Source organism: Microbacterium azadirachtae, from assembly GCF_000956505.1.
In the GTDB taxonomy this organism is placed as follows: Bacteria; Actinomycetota; Actinomycetes; order Actinomycetales; family Microbacteriaceae; genus Microbacterium; species Microbacterium azadirachtae_A.
This window is the reverse complement of the sequence record NZ_JYIX01000034.1, coordinates 147,258-165,878: the sequence shown is the minus strand read 5'-3', so window position 1 is coordinate 165,878 and position 18,621 is coordinate 147,258. Positions and strand designations below refer to the sequence as shown.

The 18,621-nt window shown below is 71.8% G+C and carries 14 protein-coding genes; 9 read left to right on the top strand and 5 right to left on the bottom strand.

Features of this window, described 5'->3' with window-relative positions; all coding sequences use genetic code 11:
• Positions 1–261 precede the first annotated feature (261 nt).
• Complete coding sequence (locus tag RS86_RS09650) at positions 262–918, bottom strand: hypothetical protein (protein WP_045272017.1); 657 nt, start codon at positions 916–918, stop codon at positions 262–264.
• 75 nt (positions 919–993) lie between these two features.
• A complete protein-coding gene (locus RS86_RS09645) occupies positions 994–1,557 on the bottom strand; it encodes a TetR-like C-terminal domain-containing protein (RefSeq protein ID WP_045272115.1) in 564 nt (187 codons plus the stop codon).
• A gap of 95 nt (positions 1,558–1,652) precedes the next feature.
• Between RS86_RS09645 and RS86_RS09640 the strand changes: the two genes are divergently transcribed.
• Positions 1,653–2,351, top strand: a complete 699-nt coding sequence (locus RS86_RS09640) for an MBL fold metallo-hydrolase (RefSeq protein ID WP_045272016.1) — start codon at positions 1,653–1,655, stop codon at positions 2,349–2,351.
• Positions 2,352–2,484: 133 nt separating this feature from the next.
• On the opposite strand, the gene RS86_RS09635 is transcribed toward RS86_RS09640, so the two are convergent.
• A complete protein-coding gene (locus RS86_RS09635) occupies positions 2,485–3,978 on the bottom strand; it encodes a PucR family transcriptional regulator (protein ID WP_045272015.1) in 1,494 nt (497 codons plus the stop codon).
• Positions 3,979–4,090: 112 nt separating this feature from the next.
• Between RS86_RS09635 and gabT the strand changes: the two genes are divergently transcribed.
• The 6 genes from gabT (at position 4,091) to RS86_RS09605 (ending at position 12,447) form a co-directional block, all read left to right on the top strand.
• Positions 4,091–5,452, top strand: coding sequence for a 4-aminobutyrate--2-oxoglutarate transaminase (gene gabT, locus RS86_RS09630; protein ID WP_045272014.1), 1,362 nt, complete (start codon positions 4,091–4,093; stop codon positions 5,450–5,452).
• 136 nt (positions 5,453–5,588) lie between these two features.
• Positions 5,589–6,989, top strand: a complete 1,401-nt coding sequence (locus RS86_RS09625; RefSeq protein ID WP_045272013.1) for a flavin monoamine oxidase family protein — start codon at positions 5,589–5,591, stop codon at positions 6,987–6,989.
• On the top strand, positions 6,986–7,939 hold the full coding sequence (locus RS86_RS09620) for a universal stress protein (protein ID WP_082076709.1): 954 nt from the start codon (positions 6,986–6,988) through the stop codon (positions 7,937–7,939). Before RS86_RS09625 ends, RS86_RS09620 begins: the two co-directional genes overlap by 4 nt.
• Positions 7,936–9,486, top strand: a complete 1,551-nt coding sequence (locus RS86_RS09615; protein WP_045272012.1) for an APC family permease — start codon at positions 7,936–7,938, stop codon at positions 9,484–9,486. The genes RS86_RS09620 and RS86_RS09615 overlap by 4 nt, the downstream gene beginning before the upstream one ends.
• Positions 9,487–9,534: 48 nt before the next feature.
• Positions 9,535–10,998, top strand: a complete 1,464-nt coding sequence (locus RS86_RS09610) for an NAD-dependent succinate-semialdehyde dehydrogenase (protein WP_045272011.1) — start codon at positions 9,535–9,537, stop codon at positions 10,996–10,998.
• A gap of 87 nt (positions 10,999–11,085) precedes the next feature.
• Entirely contained in the window at positions 11,086–12,447 is a 1,362-nt protein-coding gene (locus tag RS86_RS09605; protein ID WP_045272010.1) for an NAD-dependent succinate-semialdehyde dehydrogenase, read from the top strand.
• 163 nt (positions 12,448–12,610) lie between these two features.
• Here RS86_RS09605 and RS86_RS09600 read toward each other — a convergent pair whose 3' ends face one another.
• Positions 12,611–13,213 carry a TetR/AcrR family transcriptional regulator gene (locus RS86_RS09600; RefSeq protein WP_045272009.1) on the bottom strand — a complete coding sequence of 201 codons (603 nt, stop codon included), beginning with the start codon at positions 13,211–13,213 and terminating at the stop codon, positions 12,611–12,613.
• A gap of 53 nt (positions 13,214–13,266) precedes the next feature.
• Here RS86_RS09600 and RS86_RS09595 point away from each other — a divergent pair, with 53 nt between their 5' ends.
• Both RS86_RS09595 and poxB read left to right on the top strand, forming a co-directional pair.
• Positions 13,267–13,890, top strand: a complete 624-nt coding sequence (locus RS86_RS09595) for an NAD(P)-dependent oxidoreductase (protein WP_045272008.1) — start codon at positions 13,267–13,269, stop codon at positions 13,888–13,890.
• A gap of 68 nt (positions 13,891–13,958) precedes the next feature.
• Positions 13,959–15,683, top strand: coding sequence for a ubiquinone-dependent pyruvate dehydrogenase (poxB, locus tag RS86_RS09590; RefSeq protein WP_045272007.1), 1,725 nt, complete (start codon positions 13,959–13,961; stop codon positions 15,681–15,683).
• A gap of 53 nt (positions 15,684–15,736) precedes the next feature.
• Here the strand turns inward: poxB and RS86_RS09585 are convergent, their stop codons facing one another.
• Positions 15,737–18,562 carry a hypothetical protein gene (locus RS86_RS09585; RefSeq protein WP_045272006.1) on the bottom strand — a complete coding sequence of 942 codons (2,826 nt, stop codon included), beginning with the start codon at positions 18,560–18,562 and terminating at the stop codon, positions 15,737–15,739.
• Positions 18,563–18,621: the final 59 nt, after the last annotated feature.

The window sequence follows — 18,621 nt, the reverse complement described above, 5'->3', positions numbered from 1 at the left end:
CGAGCCCGTCCAGCCCACCAGCGGCAGGGGTACGGCGGGTGACGCCCTGGTGACGAATCGATGAATCCGCTGAATGCGGACTATGAGGAGGCTGGATCCGGACTGGATCCGGACCGGATCCCGCCGCGTCGTCCCCGCCAGCGGAGCCCATAGCGTGCGCTGACGGGGACGACTCGAAATGTGGGCGCTCACCATCTCCGCGTCGTCCCCGCCAGCGGAGCCCATGGCGTGCGCTGACGGGGACGACTCGGAGGTGGAGGGTCAGGCGGCGTTCCAGCGCAGGCGCGACGCGGCCTCGTCGAGGTCGCGGCGGACCGTCTCAGCCTCCGCCACCGGGAGCAGCGCGACCAGGAGCGGTGACGTGCCGGGCGCCGGCGCCACCGCGTAGGCGAGGGCGCGGGATCCGTCGTGCTCGTGGCTCAGCACGGCCCGCGTGGCCCTGCCCTCCGCGAGCGCGTACCAGGAGAACTCCCCGCCGGAGGCGAGCAGCACCGCGGCGGCCTCGGTCGCGCGGTCGAGCAGCGTGCGGGATCCCTCCCGCGGCACGAAGTGCGCGCCGTCCAGGCCCAGCCCCGTGGCGAGCTCCGCACCGAGCCAGCGCTCGCGGTTGCGGTCGTCCGTGGCGTCGGGGGCGAGGAGCGATCCGTAGGTCTGCAGCAGTCCGGCGTTGCCGATCGGCCAGGTCGCCTCGAGCCCCGCCCGCTCGTGCAGCGCCTCGAAGAGCGGCTGCGGGAGGAGCGCTTCGCGACTGCGTCCGTCGATCGCGGTGGCGAGGCCCCAACGGCCGAAGAGGCCGGCGGCGCGATCCGCATCGATCGCGGTCACGAGTCCATCGATCGCCTCGAGAGCCTCAGCGGCGGCGCTGGGGGCGGAGATCGCAGCAGCGACCGCGCGGTCCAGATCCTCGATGCCTCCCATGCGCCCACACTACGCCGGTGCGCCCACCGCGGGCAGGGTCACCGCGGGCGCGCGGGGGAGTGCGCGGAGAAGTGCTCAGCCGCGCGCGGTGAGCGCCCCCACGAGCGTGGTCAGGCCGAACTCGAACGCCTCGTCCACGTCGCCGCCGAGCTGGAACGCGCCCGCCTGCTCCATGGTGCAGAAGCCGTGCGCCCACGCCGTCAGCGTGCGAGCGGCGGGGAGCGGATCGGCCGGCGTCGTGGCCTGCACGGCGCTCAGCAGGGTGCGCGTGAGCGCGATCATCCCCTCGGACTCCGGCTCCGCGCCCAGCGCGGCGCCGGAGAACAGCAGCGAGGACGCGCGCGGAGCGCGGGTGCTGAACGCCCGGAACGCCCGCGCGATCGCCCTGAGCGTGGCGGCGGGATCGGTCGCGGATCCTGCCAGGGCGGCCACGTCCTCGTCGAGCTCGCGGGCGGCGTCGTCGGCGATCAGTCGCAACAGGTCGTGCCGGTGGTCGACGTGCTTGTACAGGCTGGGCGGGCGCACGCCGACGGCCGTCGCGACCGCGCTGATCGTGACGGCGTCGATGCCCTCGTCCTCGGCGATGGCGCGCGCGGCGGCGGTGAGCGCGGCGCGGGTCACGCGCTGCGGTGCGGGCATCGGGTCCTCCTCCGTGGCGGCCGTGCGAGTCGGCTGCCGTTCTTCGATCATATGGCTATTGACAGTAGCCATCATAGCTATATAGCGTAGCCATCATGAACGCAGAGCTCATCCGGATCGGCGACGACATCGTCGCCATGCATGCCGTCGTCACCGACGAGGGCATCACGCTCATCGACGCGGGCCTGCCGGGCGACCGGCGGATCCTTCAGCAGGCGCTCGCCGCAGCGGGTCGCCGCCCCGAGGACATCCGCGGCGTCGTGCTCACCCACGGCGACAGCGACCACATCGGCATCGCCGAGTGGCTGCGCACCGAGTACGACGTGCCGACGTTCGTGCACGAGGCGGACGCGGGTCGCGCGCAGGGGGAGAAGACTCCGGGGGCATCGGGCGGCGCCATGCGGCTCGGGCCGGCGCTGCAGTTCTTCGCCGCGGCGCTGCGCCGCGGCGGAATGCGCACGAAGCACCTCGGCGCGGTGCGCACGATGCGGGACGGGGACGTGCTGGATCTGCCCGGATCGCCGGAGATCATCGGCCTCCCCGGGCACTCGCCCGGATCCGTCGCCATCCGCGTCCCTGCGGTCGACGCGATCTTCGTCGGCGACGCCCTCACCACACGCCACGTGCTGAACGGATCCACGGACGTGCAGCTCGGCCCGTTCAGCGATGCCCCGGAGCAGACGCCGGAGAGCCTCGAGCGCCTGCGCGACCTGCCGGAGCGCTCGATCGTGGTCGGGCACGGCCCGATCTTCCACGGCACCGCTGCCGAGATGATCGCGGCGCGGAAGCGCTGACCGCGAGCGTTCGGGTCGCAGTTCTCCCGTTCGGGTCGCGATTTCGGTCGTTGCGACGCCATCCTTCGAGCAGCTTCTGCGACCCGAAGGGGAGCGGGCGCCCTGGGCGGGGCCGGAGCTGACAGCGATCCGGTCAGTCGCCCGCGGTCCGCAGCGCGGCCCAGAGCTCCGCGCGCGCCGGGAAGGATCCGAGATCCGCGCCGAGGATCGACGCCGCCTGGGCGATCCGCGTGCGCAGCGTGTGCCGGTGCACACCGAGCGCGGCCGCGGCGGGCTCCAGGCGGGTGTCGTGCTCGAGCCAGACCCGCAGCGACCGCTCCAGCTCCGCCCCCTCCTGCGCATCGTGCTGGCGGAGCGGTGCCAGCAGGGACTCGGCGATCAGGCGCGCCTCGTCGGTCGCGAAGGCCGCGAGCACGCTCGACTCCGCACTGTCGGCATAGCGCGTGACCGCCTCGCCGGCGCGGCGGAGGGCGGTGAGCGCCTGTGCGTGAGCGCGGGAGAATCCGCTGTACTCCTCGGGCGCCGAGACCCCGATGCGCACCCCGGTGCGGGCGGCGACCTCGTCCAGCACGCCGGCGTCCGCGACGCTCAGGCACATCACGAGCCCATCCTCCGATTCCGCGAGGAACACGGCCGGAGCGGCGTCGCCGTGCTGCCGCTCCCACCATTCGACGACGGCGCCCTGACGCGGCCCGGCGGCGACCGCGACCACCACCGGTGCCGGCGGCACGGCGCCGAGCACGCGCCGCGCCAGGGTCGGGTCGTCGGCGAGCAGCGAGGCGAGCAGCTGGCTGTGCAGTCGTCGCCGGCTGCGAGCCAGCTGCTCGCTCTGCTCGAGCGAGAGCCCGGCCATCGCGATGACAGAGGTCACCACGGCGCGGGTCTCCGGATCCAGAGTGCCGCTCGCGATCGCGACGACCCCGCGGAGGTGCCCCGCGCGCCCGACGGTGAGCAGGGTGTGCGCCGCGTCGCCGTCCTGCACCACGCGGTTCGCGGAGCCGCCGCGGGCGAGGAGGTCCGCCGCCGCGGCGGCGACGACCGGGGATGCCCCGCCGGAGGGGTGCTCGTGCACGAGCTGCCCTGAGGCGTCGTACATGCCCACCCGGCAGCCGAGCCGTCGGGACAGTTCGGTGAGCGTCGACTCCAACCCGTGCGGGCGGAGCGCCGCGACCGACAGGGCGCGCTGGGTCTCCAGCGCCCAGGTGCGCCTGGCGTACGCCTGCGCGGCGATCGCCTCCGAGTGCGCCCGCGCGACGGCGATGAACGGGGTGCCGTACGGCACCTCGAACAGCGGCAGTCCGGTCTGCGCGCAGGCGGTGGCGAGGTCCGCCGGGATGCCGCTCCGGTGCACCTCGGTGCCGAAGCCCAGCCCCACCACGCCCCTGTCGACGAGGCGCTGCACGTAGGCGCGGGTGCCTGCGGGGTCGTCGTCGGCGAACTGCGTTCCCGTCGTGAGCAGGGCGAGATCCTCGGCGAGGAAGGGTGTGGGATCCGTGAGGTCGGAGTTGTGCACCCAGCGCAGCGGGAGCTCCAGGGATCCGGCGGGCAGCGCGGCCTCGGATCCGACCAGCCGCAGATGCAGGTCGACGCGGCCGAGCAGGGTGCGCAGCGTGGGCTGCTGGTCCATGGGCGGGGCTCCTTCGCAGCCGATCGCGGCGTGGCCGGATCGGCGAAATCGTGATCCAGATTGTACGCCACGGCGAATGCTGCCGGGCGGGGACCTCCGTAGTCTCGACGCTATGAGCACCATCGACGCGCAGGCAGACACGCTTCCCCTCGGCGGCCCCTCCCTTCCCCAGGAGCGCCGCCTCGTCACCGAGCTCCCCGGCCCGCGCTCGGCCGAGATCCTCGCCCGCAAGGCTTCGGCCGTTCCCGCCGGAGTAGGGCACACCGTGCCCGTCGCCGCGGTCGCCGCGGGCGGCGGCGTCGTCGTCGACGCCGACGGCAACTCGCTCATCGACCTGGGATCCGGCATCGCCGTGACCACGGTCGGCAGCGCGCACCCGAAGGTCGCCGCGGCCATCGCCGCGCAGGCCGCGCAGTTCACCCACACCTGCTTCATGATCTCCCCGTACGAGTCGTACGTGGAGGTCGCCGAGGCCCTCAACCGCCTCACCCCCGGCGACTTCGCCAAGAAGACCGCCCTGTTCAACTCGGGTGCGGAAGCGGTCGAGAACGCGATCAAGATCGCCCGCAAGCACACCGGCCGCCAGGCGGTCGTCGCCTTCGACCACGGCTACCACGGCCGCACCAACCTGACCATGGCGCTCACCGCCAAGGCCATGCCTTACAAGAGCGGCTTCGGTCCGTTCGCCCCCGAGGTGTACCGCGCGCAGGCCTCGTACCCGTTCCGCGACGGCCTGTCCGGCGCCGAGGCGGCGGCCCGCACGATCCTCCAGCTGGAGAAGCAGATCGGCGCCGACAACCTGGCCGCCGTCATCATCGAGCCGATCCAGGGCGAGGGCGGCTTCATCGTCCCCGCCGATGGCTACCTGCCCGCGATCGTGGAGTGGTGCCGCGCGAACGGCGTCGTCTTCATCGCCGACGAGGTGCAGACCGGCTTCGGCCGCACCGGCGCGATGTTCGCGAGCGAGATCTTCGGCATCGAGCCCGACCTCATCACCACCGCCAAGGGCATCGCCGGCGGCATGCCGCTGGCCGCCGTCACCGGCCGCGCTGAGATCATGGACGCGTCGCACTCGGGTGGCCTCGGCGGCACCTACGGCGGCAACCCCGTGGCCTGCGCCGCCGCGCTCGCCGCGATCGACGCCTACGAGACCGAGGGCCTGCTGGAGCGCGCCGTCGAGATCGGCGCGCTCCTCAAGGACCGCCTCGCCGCGATCCAGGCCGCCGACCCGCGCGTGGGCGACATCCGCGGCCACGGCGCCATGATCGCCGCCGAGTTCGTGGACCCCGCCACCGGTGCCCCGGACGCGGCGCTCACCGGCGCGGTCGCGAAGGCCGCGATCGCCCAGGGCGTCATCGTCCTCACCTGCGGCACGTTCGGCAACGTGATCCGCTTCCTCCCGCCGCTGACGATCGGCGACGACCTCCTCAACGAGGGTCTCGACGTCATCGCCGAAGCCCTCGCGGCCCACTGAGACGTCCGGGCGCGATCGGGATCGGGGGATGCTGGATCGCGCCCGGCAACTTTTCTGAACACGCAAGACAGAGCAAGACAAGACGCAGCACCGCCTGCACCGCGCACCATCGCGCAAACCGATGAAGGAGTCGAAATTGGCCGATATCACCCGTGACGTGCTCATCGTGGGAGCGGGCGCCGCAGGCACCACCGCCGCGAACGAATTGCGCAAGGCGGGTTTGTCGGTCGTGGTCCTGGAGGCCCGCGACCGCGTCGGCGGGCGGCTGTGGACCGACGTCATCGACGGCGCCATGCTCGAGATCGGCGGCCAGTGGGTCTCGCCCGACCAGGACGCGCTGATCGAGACGATCGACGAGCTGGGCCTGGAGACCTTCAGCCGCTACCGCGAGGGCGACAGCGTCTACGTCGGCCCCGACGGCGCGCTGCACCGCTTCACGGGTGAGATGTTCCCGGTCTCCGCCGAGACCGAGAAGGTCATCGCCGAGATCACCGAGCGCCTCGACGCCATGGTCGCCGAGATCGACCCGGACCGCCCCTACGCGCACCCGAAGGCCGCCGAGTGGGACTCCGTCACCTGGGACGCCTGGCTGCGCGAGCAGAGCGACGACGACGAGGCCGTGCGCAACCTCGCGTTCGCGACCGGATCCGCGATGCTCACCAAGCCGACCCACGCGTTCTCGCTGCTCCAGTCGTTGCTGATGGCGGCATCCGCGGGCTCGTACTCGAACCTCGTCGACGCCGACTTCATCCTCGACAAGCGCGTCGTGGGCGGTCTGCAGCAGGTCCCGCAGCTGCTCGCGGAGCGCCTCGGCGACGACGTGCTGCTGAACCAGCCCGTCCGCACCCTCGAGTGGGGCGAGCACGGCGTCACCGCGACCACCGACGCCCTCACGGTCCGCGCCCGCTACGCGATCCTCGCGCACGCGCCGGTGCTCTACGACCGGATCTCCTTCGTGCCGTCGCTGCCGCGCCGCCAGCACCAGATGCACCAGCACCTGTCGATGGGCTTCGTGATCAAGGTGCACGCCGTCTACGACCGTCCGTTCTGGCGCGAGCAGGGCCTGTCCGGCACCGCGTTCAGCCCGTACGAGCTCGTGCATGAGGCGTACGACAACACCAACCACGCCGACGAGCGCGGCACCCTGGTCGGCTTCGTGAGCGACCAGAACGCGGACGACGTCTTCGAGCTGAGCGCCGAGGAGCGCAAGGAGCGGATCCTCGAGTCCCTCTCGCACTACTACGGCCCCGAGGCGAAGAACCCGGTCGTGTACTACGAGAGCGACTGGGGCACCGAGGAGTGGACCCGTGGCGCGTACGCCGCGAGCTTCGACATGGGCGGCCTGCACCGCTACGGCAAGGACCTCCGCGCCTCCGTGGGCCCGATCCACTTCGCCTGCTCCGACCTGGCCGGTGCCGGCTACCAGCACGTCGACGGCGCGATCCGCATGGGTCGCCTCGCCGCCGCGCAGATCCTCGACGCGGACCGCTCCGCCGTCGCCGACGAGCTGCGCGAGCCCGCCCTGGATGGCGCATGACCCGAGCCATCGTCGTCGGCTTCCGCCCGACGAACTCCGGATCCGACGCCCTCGCGCTGGGCGTGCGGCTCGCGCGCAGCGCCGGAGCGCACCTGCACGTCGTGACGGTGCTGCCCCGTGAGGGTGCGCTGTCCGCCGCGGTGCCGCCGGAGCGCTCCTACGAGACGCACATCCAGAAGCAGGCGCGCGCGTGGCTGCGCGACGCCGCCGGACGCATTCCGGCCGGCGTCTCGCACTCCGGCCACGTGCGCCCGGGGGAGTCGTTCGCCGAGGGTCTCGTCGAGGCCGCGGAGGAGTTCGGGGCGGGGCTGATCGTGGTCGGCGCCGCCAACGGCGGATTGTTCGGCTACCACCGGATCGGGAGCGTGGCCAGCGAGCTGCTGCACTCCTCTCCGGTGCCCGTGGCGCTCGCCCCCGCGGGGCTCGCGCGCGGCATCGACGCCGACACGGACGTGTCAAGGGTGACGGCGGCGATCGGCACCCGGCCCGGCGCCGATGTGCTGCTGGATGCGGCCGTGCGGCTCGCGACCATGACCGACAGCGGCCTCCGGCTCATCTCGCTCGTGCCGTTCGACGTGCCGGCGGGCCTCGGCACGGGCGCCATGCGCCTGGTCGACGACGCGCTCGGCGAGGACGTGCTCGCCCGGGCGTCCGACGCGCTCCCCGAGGGCGTCGAGGCCGAGCTCGAGCACGCGCCGGGCGAGACCGTCGAAGAGGCCGTGGCGCGTCTGGCCTGGAAGCCCGGCGAGATGCTCATCGTGGGTTCCAGCAGGCTCGCGCAGCCGCGCCGGCTCTTCCTGGGCTCGACCGCGGCCAAGATGCTGCACGTGCTGCCGGTCCCCATGATCGTCGTGCCGCGCACGAGTCATGACCCACTCGCCGACACGCCGGATAAGACCGCGCCGCCCACCACCACCATCACCGAGACCGCGAAGGGAGCCGACGCATGACCGCCACCGACGAGCGCATCGATGCGCCCTCCGACTCGGTGACCGGCGGCATCTCCCGCAAGGGCTTGAGCGTCGGCACGGTCGGCCTTCTCGGCGCGATCGTGATGGGCATCTCCTGCATCGCCCCCGCCTACACCTTCACCGCCGGCGTCGGTCCGACCGCCTCCGCCGTGGGCACCCAGGTGCCCGCCGTGCTGCTGGTCGGCTTCATCCCGATGCTGCTCGTGGCGTTCGGCTACCGCGAGCTGAACCGAGAGATGCCCGACTCCGGCACCTCCTTCACCTGGGCGACGCGCGCGTTCGGACCCTGGATCGGCTGGATGGCCGGCTGGGGACTCATCGCGGCGACCATCCTGGTGCTGTCGAACCTCGCCGGCATCGCGGTCGACTTCCTGTTCCTGCTGATCTCGCAGATCGCGCAGAATCCTTCGATCTCGGATCTCGCCTCCAACCCGTTCATCAACGTGGGCGTGTGCCTGCTGTTCATGCTCGGCGCGACCTGGATCTCGTATCGCGACATGCAGACCTCGCAGAAGCTGCAGTACGTGCTGGTCGGCTTCCAGCTCGCCGTGCTGCTGGTGTTCGCGGTGGTCGCGATCGTGCGGGGCGCGAGCGGTGACGCCTTCGACCCCACGCGCTTCGACATCCAGTGGTTCGATCCGTTCGCGATCTCCTCGGTCGGTGCGCTCGTGACCGGCCTCTCGCTGTCGATCTTCATGTTCTGGGGCTGGGACGTCACCCTCACCATGAACGAGGAGACGAAGGACCCGGAGCGCACCCCAGGGCGTGCGGCGACCACGACCGTGGTCACCATCATCTCGGTGTACCTGCTGCTGACGATCGGCATGATCATGTTCGCGGGTGTCGGCACCGGCGAGCTGGGCCTCGGCAACGAGGGCATCCAGGAGAACGTGTTCTTCGCGCTGTCCGGCCCGATCATGGGGCCGCTCGCGTTCCTCGTGTCCCTCGCCGTGCTGACCTCCTCCGCGTCGTCGCTGCAGTCCACGTTCGTGAGCCCCGCCCGCACGCTGCTCGCGATGGGGCACTACGGGGCGCTGCCGCCGAAGTTCGCCACGGTGAGCCCGCGGTTCTTCACCCCTGGTTACGCGACCGTGGTCGCCGCGATCGTGGCGAGCGCGTTCTACGCGATCATGCGCCTGGTGAGCGACACCGTGCTCTGGGACACAATCGCCGCCCTCGGGATCATGATCTGCTTCTACTACGGGATCACGGCGTTCGCCTGCGTGTGGTACTTCCGCAAGCAGTGGTTCGACTCGGCGCGGAACGTGTTCTTCACGTTCCTGTTCCCCCTCATCGGGGGGATCATCCTCCTCGGCATCTTCGTGCTGTCCCTCGTGGAGAGCTGGACGCCGGGGGCGACCGGAAGCGGTTCGCAGATCGGAGGCGTCGGGCTGGTGTTCATCCTGGGCGTCTCGGTCATCCTGCTGGGCGTCGTGGTGATGATCGTCCAGTACTTCCGATCCCCGGGCTTCTTCCGCGGGGAGACGCTCACCATGGCCGCACCGGAGAGCCTGCGCCGCCGCTGAGGCGCTGCGCGGATCCCGCAAACAGATATCGAGAAAGAAGGAGCACTCATGACCGATCAGGAGAAGACGCTGCTGGACAGCGTCCCCACCGGGCTCTACATCGCGGGCGAGTGGGTCGAAGCCTCGGGCGATAAGACCTTCGATGTGCGCGATCCCGCCACCAACGACGTCGTGCGCACGATCGCCGATGCCTCGCCCGCCGACGGCATGCGGGCGCTCGACGCGGCCGTCGCCGCGCAGGACTCCTGGGCCGCGACCCCGCCGCGCACGCGCAGCGACATCCTCCGCCGCGCGTTCGACCTCGTGCAGGCGCACAAGGAGGACCTCGCGCTGCTCATGACGATCGAGATGGGCAAGCCGCTCGCGGAGGCCCGTGGCGAGGTCGGCTACGGCGGCGAGTTCCTGCGCTGGTTCAGCGAGGAGGCGGTGCGGATCTCCGGCCGTTACGGCCTGAACCCCGAGGGCACCGGCCGCATGGTCGTCTCCCAGCGCCCCGTCGGTCCGTCGTTCTTCGTGACCCCGTGGAACTTCCCGTTCGCGATGGCGACCCGCAAGATCGCGCCCGCGCTCGCGGCCGGCTGCACCGTGGTCATCAAGCCCCCGGCACTGACCCCCCTCACCACGATGTACTTCGTGAAGCTGCTCGAGGAGGCGGGCCTGCCCGCCGGTGTCGTGAACGTCGTGCAGACCTCGCGCTCCTCCGCGCTGTCGGCCCCGATCATCGCCGACCCGCGGCTGCGCAAGCTGTCCTTCACCGGATCCACCGAGGTCGGCCGCAAGCTCATCGCCCAGGCGGCGGAGGGCGTGCTGCGCGTGTCGATGGAGCTCGGCGGCAACGCCCCGTTCGTCGTCTTCGAGGACGCGGATCTGGACAAGGCCGTCGAGGGCGCGCTCGCGGCCAAGTTCCGCAACATCGGCCAGGCGTGCACCGCGGCCAACCGGTTCATCGTGCACCAGGACGTCGCGGACGAGTTCGCGCGCCGCATCACCGAGCGCGTGGACGCGATGAAGATCGGTCGCGGCACCGAGGACGGCGTCTCGATCGGCCCGCTGATCGACCACGACGCGGTCGCCAAGGCCATCGAGCTCGTCGGCGACGCCGTCGAGCGGGGTGCGACGCTGCTGTCCGGCGGCAAGGCGCTCGAGGGCGTCGGATCCTTCTACGAGCCGACCGTGCTCGCGAACGTGCAGGCCGGCAGCGAGATCCTCCGCGAGGAGATCTTCGGTCCGGTGCTCGCGATCGCGACCTTCGCCGACGAGGCGGAGGCCGTGCGCCTCGCGAACGACACCGAGTACGGCCTGGTGTCCTACGTGTTCACGCAGGACCTCGCCCGCGGGCACCGGATGATCGACGCGCTCGAGACGGGCATGATGGGTCTGAACGTGGGCGTCGTCTCCAACGCGGCCGCCCCCTTCGGCGGCGTCAAGCAGTCCGGCGTCGGCCGCGAGGGCGGCTTCGAGGGCATCCACGAGTACCTGTCCACCAAGTACACGCTGATCCCGGTCGACTGAGACACCAGGACGGAACGCGGTCGTCCTCCGGGCGCCGCGTTCCGTCCCCTCCCGCCACCACGATCTGACCAACCGAAAGGAACCGGAATGACCGACTACGCCGTCGTCAACCCGGCCACGGGCGAGACCCTGGCCACCTACGAGACCTTCACCGACGCGCAGATCGAGGACGCCGTCGCGCGCGCCCACGCCGCGGCCTCGGTGTGGGCGGCCACGCCCGTCGCCGAGCGCGCCGCGGTCGTGCGGAAGATCGCCGAGGGCCACCGCGCCCGTCGCGACGAGTTCGCCGCGATCATCGTCCGCGAGATGGGTAAGCCGCTCGCCGCCGCGGTCGGCGAGGTCGACTTCGCCGCCGACATCATCGAGTTCTACGCCGACAACGCGGAGAAGATCAACGCCGACCAGCCGCTCGACATCCTCGGCGAGGGCACCGCGATCATCCGCAAGGCGCCTCTCGGTGCGCTGTTCGGCATCATGCCGTGGAACTTCCCGGCCTACCAGGTCGCCCGGTTCGCCGGCCCGAACCTGGCGATCGGCAACACGATCATCCTCAAGCACGCACCGCAGTGCCCCGAGTCGGCGGCGCTCCTCGAAGAGATCTACCGCGATGCGGGCCTGCCCGACGGCGGATACGTCAACGTGTACGCCACGAACGAGCAGTCGGCGACGATCGTCGCCGACCGGCGCGTGCAGGGCGTCTCGGTGACCGGATCAGAGCGCGCCGGAGCGGCCGTCGCCGAGGTGGCAGGGCGCAACCTGAAGAAGGTCGCGCTCGAGCTCGGCGGATCCGACCCGTTCATCCTGCTGTCCACCGACGACCTGGATGCCACGGTGCAGGCCGCGGTCGACGCGCGCCTGGACAACAACGGACAGGCCTGCAACGGCGCCAAGCGCTTCATCGTCGTGGACGGTCTTTACGACGCGTTCGTGGAGAAGGCCGTCGCGGCCCTGTCCGCGGTCACGCCGGCCGACCCCACGCGGGAGGACACGGTGCTGGGCCCGCTCGTCTCCGAGGCTGCAGCGATCAACCTGCAGAAGCAGGTCGACGACGCCGTGGCGCAGGGTGCGACCCTGCTCACCGGAGGCACCCGTGACGGGGCGTTCTACGCGCCGACGCTGCTCGCCGACGTCACGCCCGCGATGGACGTGTACCGCGAGGAGCTGTTCGGCCCGGCGGCCGTGGTGTACCGCGTCGCCGACGAGGACGCGGCGGTCGCGCTCGCGAACGACACCTCGTTCGGTCTCGGCTCCTACGTGTTCACCACCGACGAGGCGCAGGCCGAGCGGGTGGCGAACAACATCGACGCGGGCATGGTCTACGTCAACGTCGTGCTCGCCGACAGCCCGGAGCTGCCCTTCGGCGGCGTGAAGCGCAGCGGCACCTCGCGCGAGCTGGGCCTGCTCGCCGCCGACGAGTTCGTGAACAAGAAGCTCATCCGCGTGGCCTGATTCCGGCAGCTCGGATCTCCTCCGGCCCGTCCCTGCTCGATCGAGGGGCGCGCCGGAGGGAAGGGGCGGGCGTCGCTTATCCTGCGACGTCCGCCCCTTCGCCGTCCCCGGCCTTCGTCGCGTGCGGCCTTCGTCGTGTACGGCCGTCGCGGTGGATCCGGGCTCAGTCGTCCGCGGGGACCAGGCCGGGAAGAACCGCGTTCACGATGCCGGCGGCGATGCGGTCGGCATCGGGCACCGCGTCGAGGCCCTCGAACGCCGCCAGGAAGCCCTGGTGGAACGCCGCCCCGACGAGCGCGCGCGCGGCGGAGGCGGTGTCGGCATCCGCGCGGATCCGGCCCGCGTCCTGTTCCGCGACGAGGCGGGCGCGGACACCGTCGATCACGGTCGCAGGGCCGCCGCCGTGCGAGGCGACGCCCTCACGGTGCTCGGCGAGCAGTGCCGGTGAGCCGAAGATCGAGGCGGCGATCGGGAACGTGCGGGTGAAGAACGTCATGAGGTCGGCGACGAGGGCGGCGAGTCCGGCGGCGAGGCTCTCGCCCCCGGCATCCGCCTCGAAGCGGGCGCGCGGCGTGCGCTCCCGCAGCACGCTGAGGAACAGCTGCTGCTTGTCGGCGAAGTGCTTGTAGAGCATCGCCTCGGACAGACCGGCCTGCGCGGCGATGAGCTTCGTCGTGGTGTTCGCGAGTCCCCGTTCGCGCATCACGCGCAGCGCGGCATCGAGGATCCGCTCGCGGGATGAGGGGGTAGGGGTGGAGACGGCCATGATCCGAGTATAGTGAGTGAGTAATCACTCACCCCTTGACGAAGGAGAAGCGGATGCGTGTCGTCATCGTCGGAGCATCGGGTCGATCGGGCAGGGCCGCGGTCACGCACGCCCTCGCCGCCGGTCACGAGGTCGTCTCGGTCGTGCGCAGGCCCGAGTCAGCGCCGGAGGGGACGATCGTCGCCACCGCGGACGCGCGGGACGTCGCCGGGCTCACCGCCGCCCTGCGCGGCGCCGATGCGGTGATCTCCACGATCGGGCACGTGCGCGCGGACGGCGATGTCGTGCTGCTGCAGGAAGGAATGGCGGCGCTTCTCACCGCGATGGACGCCGCCGGGGTATCCCGGGTGATCGCCGTCTCCGCGTCCGGGGCGTACGTGGCCCAGGACGACCCGCTGTCGCGGTTCGTCGCGAAGCCCATCCTCGAGCGCGTGCTGAAGGCGAACAACACCGACACCCGGGCCATGGACGCGGCCCTCGCCGCCAGCGCTGCGGAGTGGACCAGCCTGCGCCCGTCCCGCCTCATCCCCGGCACGGGTGCCGCCGACTACCGGGCGGGCGTCGACCGCACCGTGCGCTGGCACTACAGCACCCGCTTCGACACGGTGGGGCGCGCGGCGGTGGAGGCGCTGGCGCGTCCGGAGTGGATCCGGCACGCCGTCTACATCACGGAGTAGCGACGGCCCCACCTGCCGCCTGCGGGCGTAGCCTCGAGATGTCCTGTTTGCTTTCACGAGAGGCCGCCATGACCACCGTCGCCGAGAACATCGTCAGCACCCTTCGCGCGAACGGGGTGAAGCGCGTGTACGGGATCCCCGGGGATTCCCTGAACGGCTTCACCGACGCTTTGCGCAAGGACGGCGCCCTCCGCTGGGTGCATGTGCGCCATGAGGAGACCGCGGCCTTTGCCGCAGCCGCGGAGGCCGCGCTGACAGGGGAGCTCTCCGTCGTCGCCGGATCCTGCGGGCCGGGCAATCTGCACCTCATCAACGGCCTCTACGACGCCAACCGCTCGCGGGTGCCCGTGCTCGCGATCGCCGCGCACATCCCGACCAGCGAGATCGGGACGCAGTACTTCCAGGAGACCCATCCGCAGGAGCTGTTCCGCGAGTGCAGCGTCTACGTCGAGTACGTGTCCGACCCGGCGCAGATGCCGCGGCTGCTGGAGATCGCGATGCGCCAGGCGATCGAGAAGCGCGGCGTGGCCGTGCTCGTCATCCCCGGCGACATCGCCCTCGCGCAGGCCGAGGACGATCGCGTGACCGTGATCGAGCGCAGCAGGCCCGTGGTGGTGCCGAGCGGTGCGGAGCTGGAGCGCGCGGCGACCCTGCTGAATGCCGCATCGAAGGTGACGATCCTGGCCGGAGCGGGTGCGGAGGGGGCGCACGACGAGATCGTGGCTCTCGCGGACCGCCTTGCCGCGCCCGTCGTGCATGCCCTCCGAGGCAAGGAGTTCGTGGAGTACGACAACCCCTTCGACGTGGGGATGACGGGCCTTCTCGGCTTCGCGTCCGGCTACCGTGCGATGGACGGCGCCGACGCCCTGCTGATCCTGGGCTCCGACTTCCCCTATCCGCAGTTCTACCCGGCGACCGCGACGACGATCCAGGTCGACATCCGCGGGGAGAACCTGGGGCGGCGTCACCCTCTGGATCTGGGCCTCGTCGGCGATGTCGGCGCGACCGCGGCGGCACTGCTGCCGCGGCTCAAGGCCGACCGCCGGCGGGCGCACCTCGACGATGCCACCGCGCACTACCGCAGGACCAGGGCCAAGCTCGACGAGCTCGCGGTGCCGTCTCGCGGGAAGGCGCCGATCCACCCGCAGTACCTGGCGCGACTGCTCGACGAGGCCGCAGCGGACGACGCCGTCTTCACGGCCGACGTGGGCTCGCCCACGGTCTGGGCGGCCCGCTATCTGCACATGAACGGCCGGCGCCGGCTCATCGGATCCTTCAACCACGGATCCATGGCGAACGCCCTGCTGCACGGCATCGGCGCGCAGGCGACCGAGCCGCACCGTCAGGTGGTGGCGCTCGCGGGCGACGGCGGGCTCACGATGATGCTCGGCGAGCTCATCTCGCTCACGCAGAACCGGCTGCCGGTGAAGACGATCGTGGTGAACAACTCCTCGCTCAACTTCGTGGAGCTGGAGATGAAGGCCGCGGGCTTCGTGAACTACGGCACCGATCTGCACAACCCCGACTTCGCCGCCGTCGCCGAGGCGATGGGCGTCTTCGGGCGTCGCGTGGAGTGCAGCGAGGATCTTCCCGGCGCGCTCGCCGAGGTGCTCGCGCACGACGGGCCCGCGCTCCTGGACGTCGTGACCGAGCGGCAGGAGCTGTCCATGCCGCCCGCCGTGAATGCCGAACAGGTCAAGGGCTTCGCGCTGTATGCGATCCGCACCGTGCTGTCCGGGCGCGGCGACGAACTGCTCGACCTGGCGAAAGCCAACTGGCGCCAGCTGTTCTGAGCGGGGACGGATCCGATCCTCGGCTCTCCGCCGGGACCGGATCCGGATCCGGCTCAGTCCTCGGCGAGCCGGCGCACTTCGCCAGCCTCGGCGTCACGGCCGAGGCCCTGCAGGACATCGCCGAGCTCGAGCGCGGCGATCTGGCGGAGCGGCGGGATGTCCGCCGCCTGGTCGAGCACCGCGCGGTAGGCGGCGACGGCATCCGCCGAGCGTCCTCCGCCGTTCAGGGCGCGGGCGGCGAGCAGCGCGGAGCCACCGGCGGACTGCGCGTCGCCGACAGCGGCGAACGCATCCGAGGCGGTGAGCGCCGCCGCCACGCCCTCGTCCACCCGCTCTGCGGACAGCATCGCCCTGGCGCGGGAGTCCGTGACGTCTGCGACGACCCAGTCCGCGTCGTTCGCGCGCGCGACGGCCTCGACCTCGTCGAACAGAGCGAAGGCGCGAGGATCCTGCTGTGCGCCGTACGACTGGCCGAGGTTGTGCAGCACTTCGACGACGGCGGCCGGGGCGTCTTCGGCCCTGCGGACAAGCGCCGCGGCCTCCTCGAGGGTCTCGATCGCCTGGTCCCGCTCGTCGTACTGGGCGAGGATCTGAGCGCGGTTCATCAGCGCGAGCGCCTGATCGGCGGGGTTCTCGGCCTCGCCGAACAGCTCCGCGGCGTAGCCGAAGGCGCCGTACGCCTGCCCGCCCTCGCCGGCCGCGCGGAGCGCCCGCGCGAGCATGAGCGCGGTCATCGCCCTGCTGCCTGCAGGGACCTCATCGGCCTCTTCGAGCTGCAGCACCTCGCCGAAGAGCTCCGCGGCCTCCTCCACCGCTCCGGAGTTCAGCATGCTGCGCGCCACCCGGTACTTCGCTCCTGCGACATCTCCTCCGTGCTGCTCCAGCAGGCGGGCGCCGACACGGTAGCGCGCGAGCGCCTGCTCCGGCTCCTCCGCGTCCTCCCAGAGCGCGCCGGCGAGCATCTGCGCCCCGGCGAAGCGCGACATGCTGCCGAGCTCCGCCAGGATCCGGCCGGCCTCGTCGGCGTCGGCCGCCCCCTCGGTGAACGCGCCGCGACCGCCATGGACGCGCGCCCGCATCTCGAGCATCCGCGCGCGCACGCCGCGCGTGATCGCGGGGTCGGCCAGCAGCGCGTCGATCCGTGCGAGCGCCTCGTCGACGCGCTCGGCGCGCAGCAGCGCCATCGCCGCGGCGATCTCGGCGCCGTGCCCGAGGCGGGCGTCTCCCGCCTCCGCGAACAGTGCCGCCGCCTGCTCGGAGAGCTCGAGCGCCGCGGCCGGGTCCTCGTCGCCGAACTCGAACGCCAGGGTGAGGGCGATGTCACCCCGCGCCGCCGGAGTCAGCGCGGCAGGGCCGGACGGATCCGCGGACGCGGCGAACAGCTCCGCAAGGGCGGCGTTGTCGGCCGCCGTCGCGGTGCCGAACAGGGCCAGCCCGAACCGCTCCTCGACGTCGGCCTGTGCGTCGCGGCCCGCGGCGCGCAGGGACTGGATGCGATCGGGCAGGAGCTCCGTCGCCTCCTCGATGCGCTCCAGGTTCACCAGGGCGGCGAGCCGCTGGCCGGTGAGCACCGCGCGGCGATCGGGATCGACCCTGTCGATCACCTGCGCCAGGGCGTCCAGCGTGTCCGCGGCCGCGCCGTAGCCGGCGAGGTCGAGCACGCGGCGGTACCAGCCCTCGTCGTCGGTCGGGGTCGCATCCACCGTGGGCGCCGCGAACACGTCGCTGCGGATCGGCACGTCGTAGCGGTCGCCGGCGGTCGTGCGCGCGAACTGCAACCGTCGCGCGTGGTTGTCGGTGCCGTCGCGCTCGTCGAACCGCACGCCGATCCGCTCCGCCGCGGCCCAGGCGGCCGCCGCGAGCTCTGCGGCGGACCATGCCGTGCCGTCCGCGCCGCCGTGGGCGCCGAAGAACCGCTCCAGATCGGGGGAGTCGGCCCCGCGCACCGGTGTGTCGCCGTGCCCCGCCGCCGTGACCGCGTCGAGGGCGGTGCCGATCGCGGTGAGCATCCGGAAGTGGCCCTGCGCGTTGAGGGCGTCGTGAGCGAGCCAGGGGAGGTGCCGCTCGATGAGGGTGAGCGCGCGGGCCTCGTTGCCGCTCAGCGCGCAGAACCGGATGCTGTTCGCGATCGCGGTGAGCAGATCCGGGTTGTCCTTCGCGAGCCGGTAGCTGCGCAGATGCGCCGCACGCGCCTGCTCGCCGCGGCCGAGTCGCAGGTACGGCAGCAGCGAGACCGACAGGGCGTGCTCGGGCTCCTCTCCGCAGGAGAAACCGCCCTCGAGCATCTCCTCGACGAGACGGATCGCGTCCTCGTCGCGGTCGGTGTCGGCGAAGAATCCCGCGACCTGGCTCCGGCCGCAGGCATCGCAGTGGCTGTGCGAGTCGCGCGGTGTGGCCTCCAGCTGCACGCGCAGCCGCTCCGCGTCGTCCATCCGCCCTGCCGCGTGCGCATCCTCGAAGCGGGCCATCAGCACGCCGCTCATGCCCAGTCCGGCCGTGCGGTAGTGCGCCTCCATGTCGTCCAGGACCGCGGCGATCTGCTCCGGGGAGAACGCGGGCGAGCTGCGCAGCGAGGACGCCATCCACTTGAACTGCCACATCAGATCGGCCGCGCCGTTGTCGATGTCGGCGGGGAACCGGGCCGGATCCGCGTCGTGGTGCGCGAGGCACCAGGCGAACGAGCTCAGCATCAGGTCGGTGAGACCGCCCATGTTCGCCGAGGCGGTCTGCCGCATCCTGGCCTGGTACTCGAGCTGCTCGTCGCCGATCTCCTGCGCGAGCGCGACGGCCTCGGCGACGAGCGCCTGCTCCTGGGGACCCCAGGGCGTGCGGTCGATCTCTTCGAGGAGCCGGTCGAGCTGCGTCTTCTGTTCTGCCATGAGTTCCTCCGGGTGTGCGGACCCGCCGTGGGCGGGTGAAGTGCGGTCCCGCTGTCGGC

What these genes read in the sequence shown, in the direction of transcription:
- RS86_RS09650 (WP_045272017.1), bottom strand. Translation starts at nt 918, where the DNA reads ATGGGAGGCATCGAGGATCTGGACCGCGCGGTCGCTGCTGCGATCTCC.
- RS86_RS09645 (WP_045272115.1), bottom strand. Translation starts at nt 1,557, where the DNA reads ATGCCCGCACCGCAGCGCGTGACCCGCGCCGCGCTCACCGCCGCCGCG.
- RS86_RS09640 (WP_045272016.1), top strand. Translation starts at nt 1,653, where the DNA reads ATGAACGCAGAGCTCATCCGGATCGGCGACGACATCGTCGCCATGCAT.
- RS86_RS09635 (WP_045272015.1), bottom strand. Translation starts at nt 3,978, where the DNA reads ATGGACCAGCAGCCCACGCTGCGCACCCTGCTCGGCCGCGTCGACCTG.
- gabT (WP_045272014.1), top strand. Translation starts at nt 4,091, where the DNA reads ATGAGCACCATCGACGCGCAGGCAGACACGCTTCCCCTCGGCGGCCCC.
- RS86_RS09620 (WP_082076709.1), top strand. Translation starts at nt 6,986, where the DNA reads ATGACCCGAGCCATCGTCGTCGGCTTCCGCCCGACGAACTCCGGATCC.
- RS86_RS09615 (WP_045272012.1), top strand. Translation starts at nt 7,936, where the DNA reads ATGACCGCCACCGACGAGCGCATCGATGCGCCCTCCGACTCGGTGACC.
- RS86_RS09610 (WP_045272011.1), top strand. Translation starts at nt 9,535, where the DNA reads ATGACCGATCAGGAGAAGACGCTGCTGGACAGCGTCCCCACCGGGCTC.
- RS86_RS09605 (WP_045272010.1), top strand. Translation starts at nt 11,086, where the DNA reads ATGACCGACTACGCCGTCGTCAACCCGGCCACGGGCGAGACCCTGGCC.
- RS86_RS09600 (WP_045272009.1), bottom strand. Translation starts at nt 13,213, where the DNA reads ATGGCCGTCTCCACCCCTACCCCCTCATCCCGCGAGCGGATCCTCGAT.
- RS86_RS09595 (WP_045272008.1), top strand. Translation starts at nt 13,267, where the DNA reads ATGCGTGTCGTCATCGTCGGAGCATCGGGTCGATCGGGCAGGGCCGCG.
- poxB (WP_045272007.1), top strand. Translation starts at nt 13,959, where the DNA reads ATGACCACCGTCGCCGAGAACATCGTCAGCACCCTTCGCGCGAACGGG.
- RS86_RS09585 (WP_045272006.1), bottom strand. Translation starts at nt 18,562, where the DNA reads ATGGCAGAACAGAAGACGCAGCTCGACCGGCTCCTCGAAGAGATCGAC.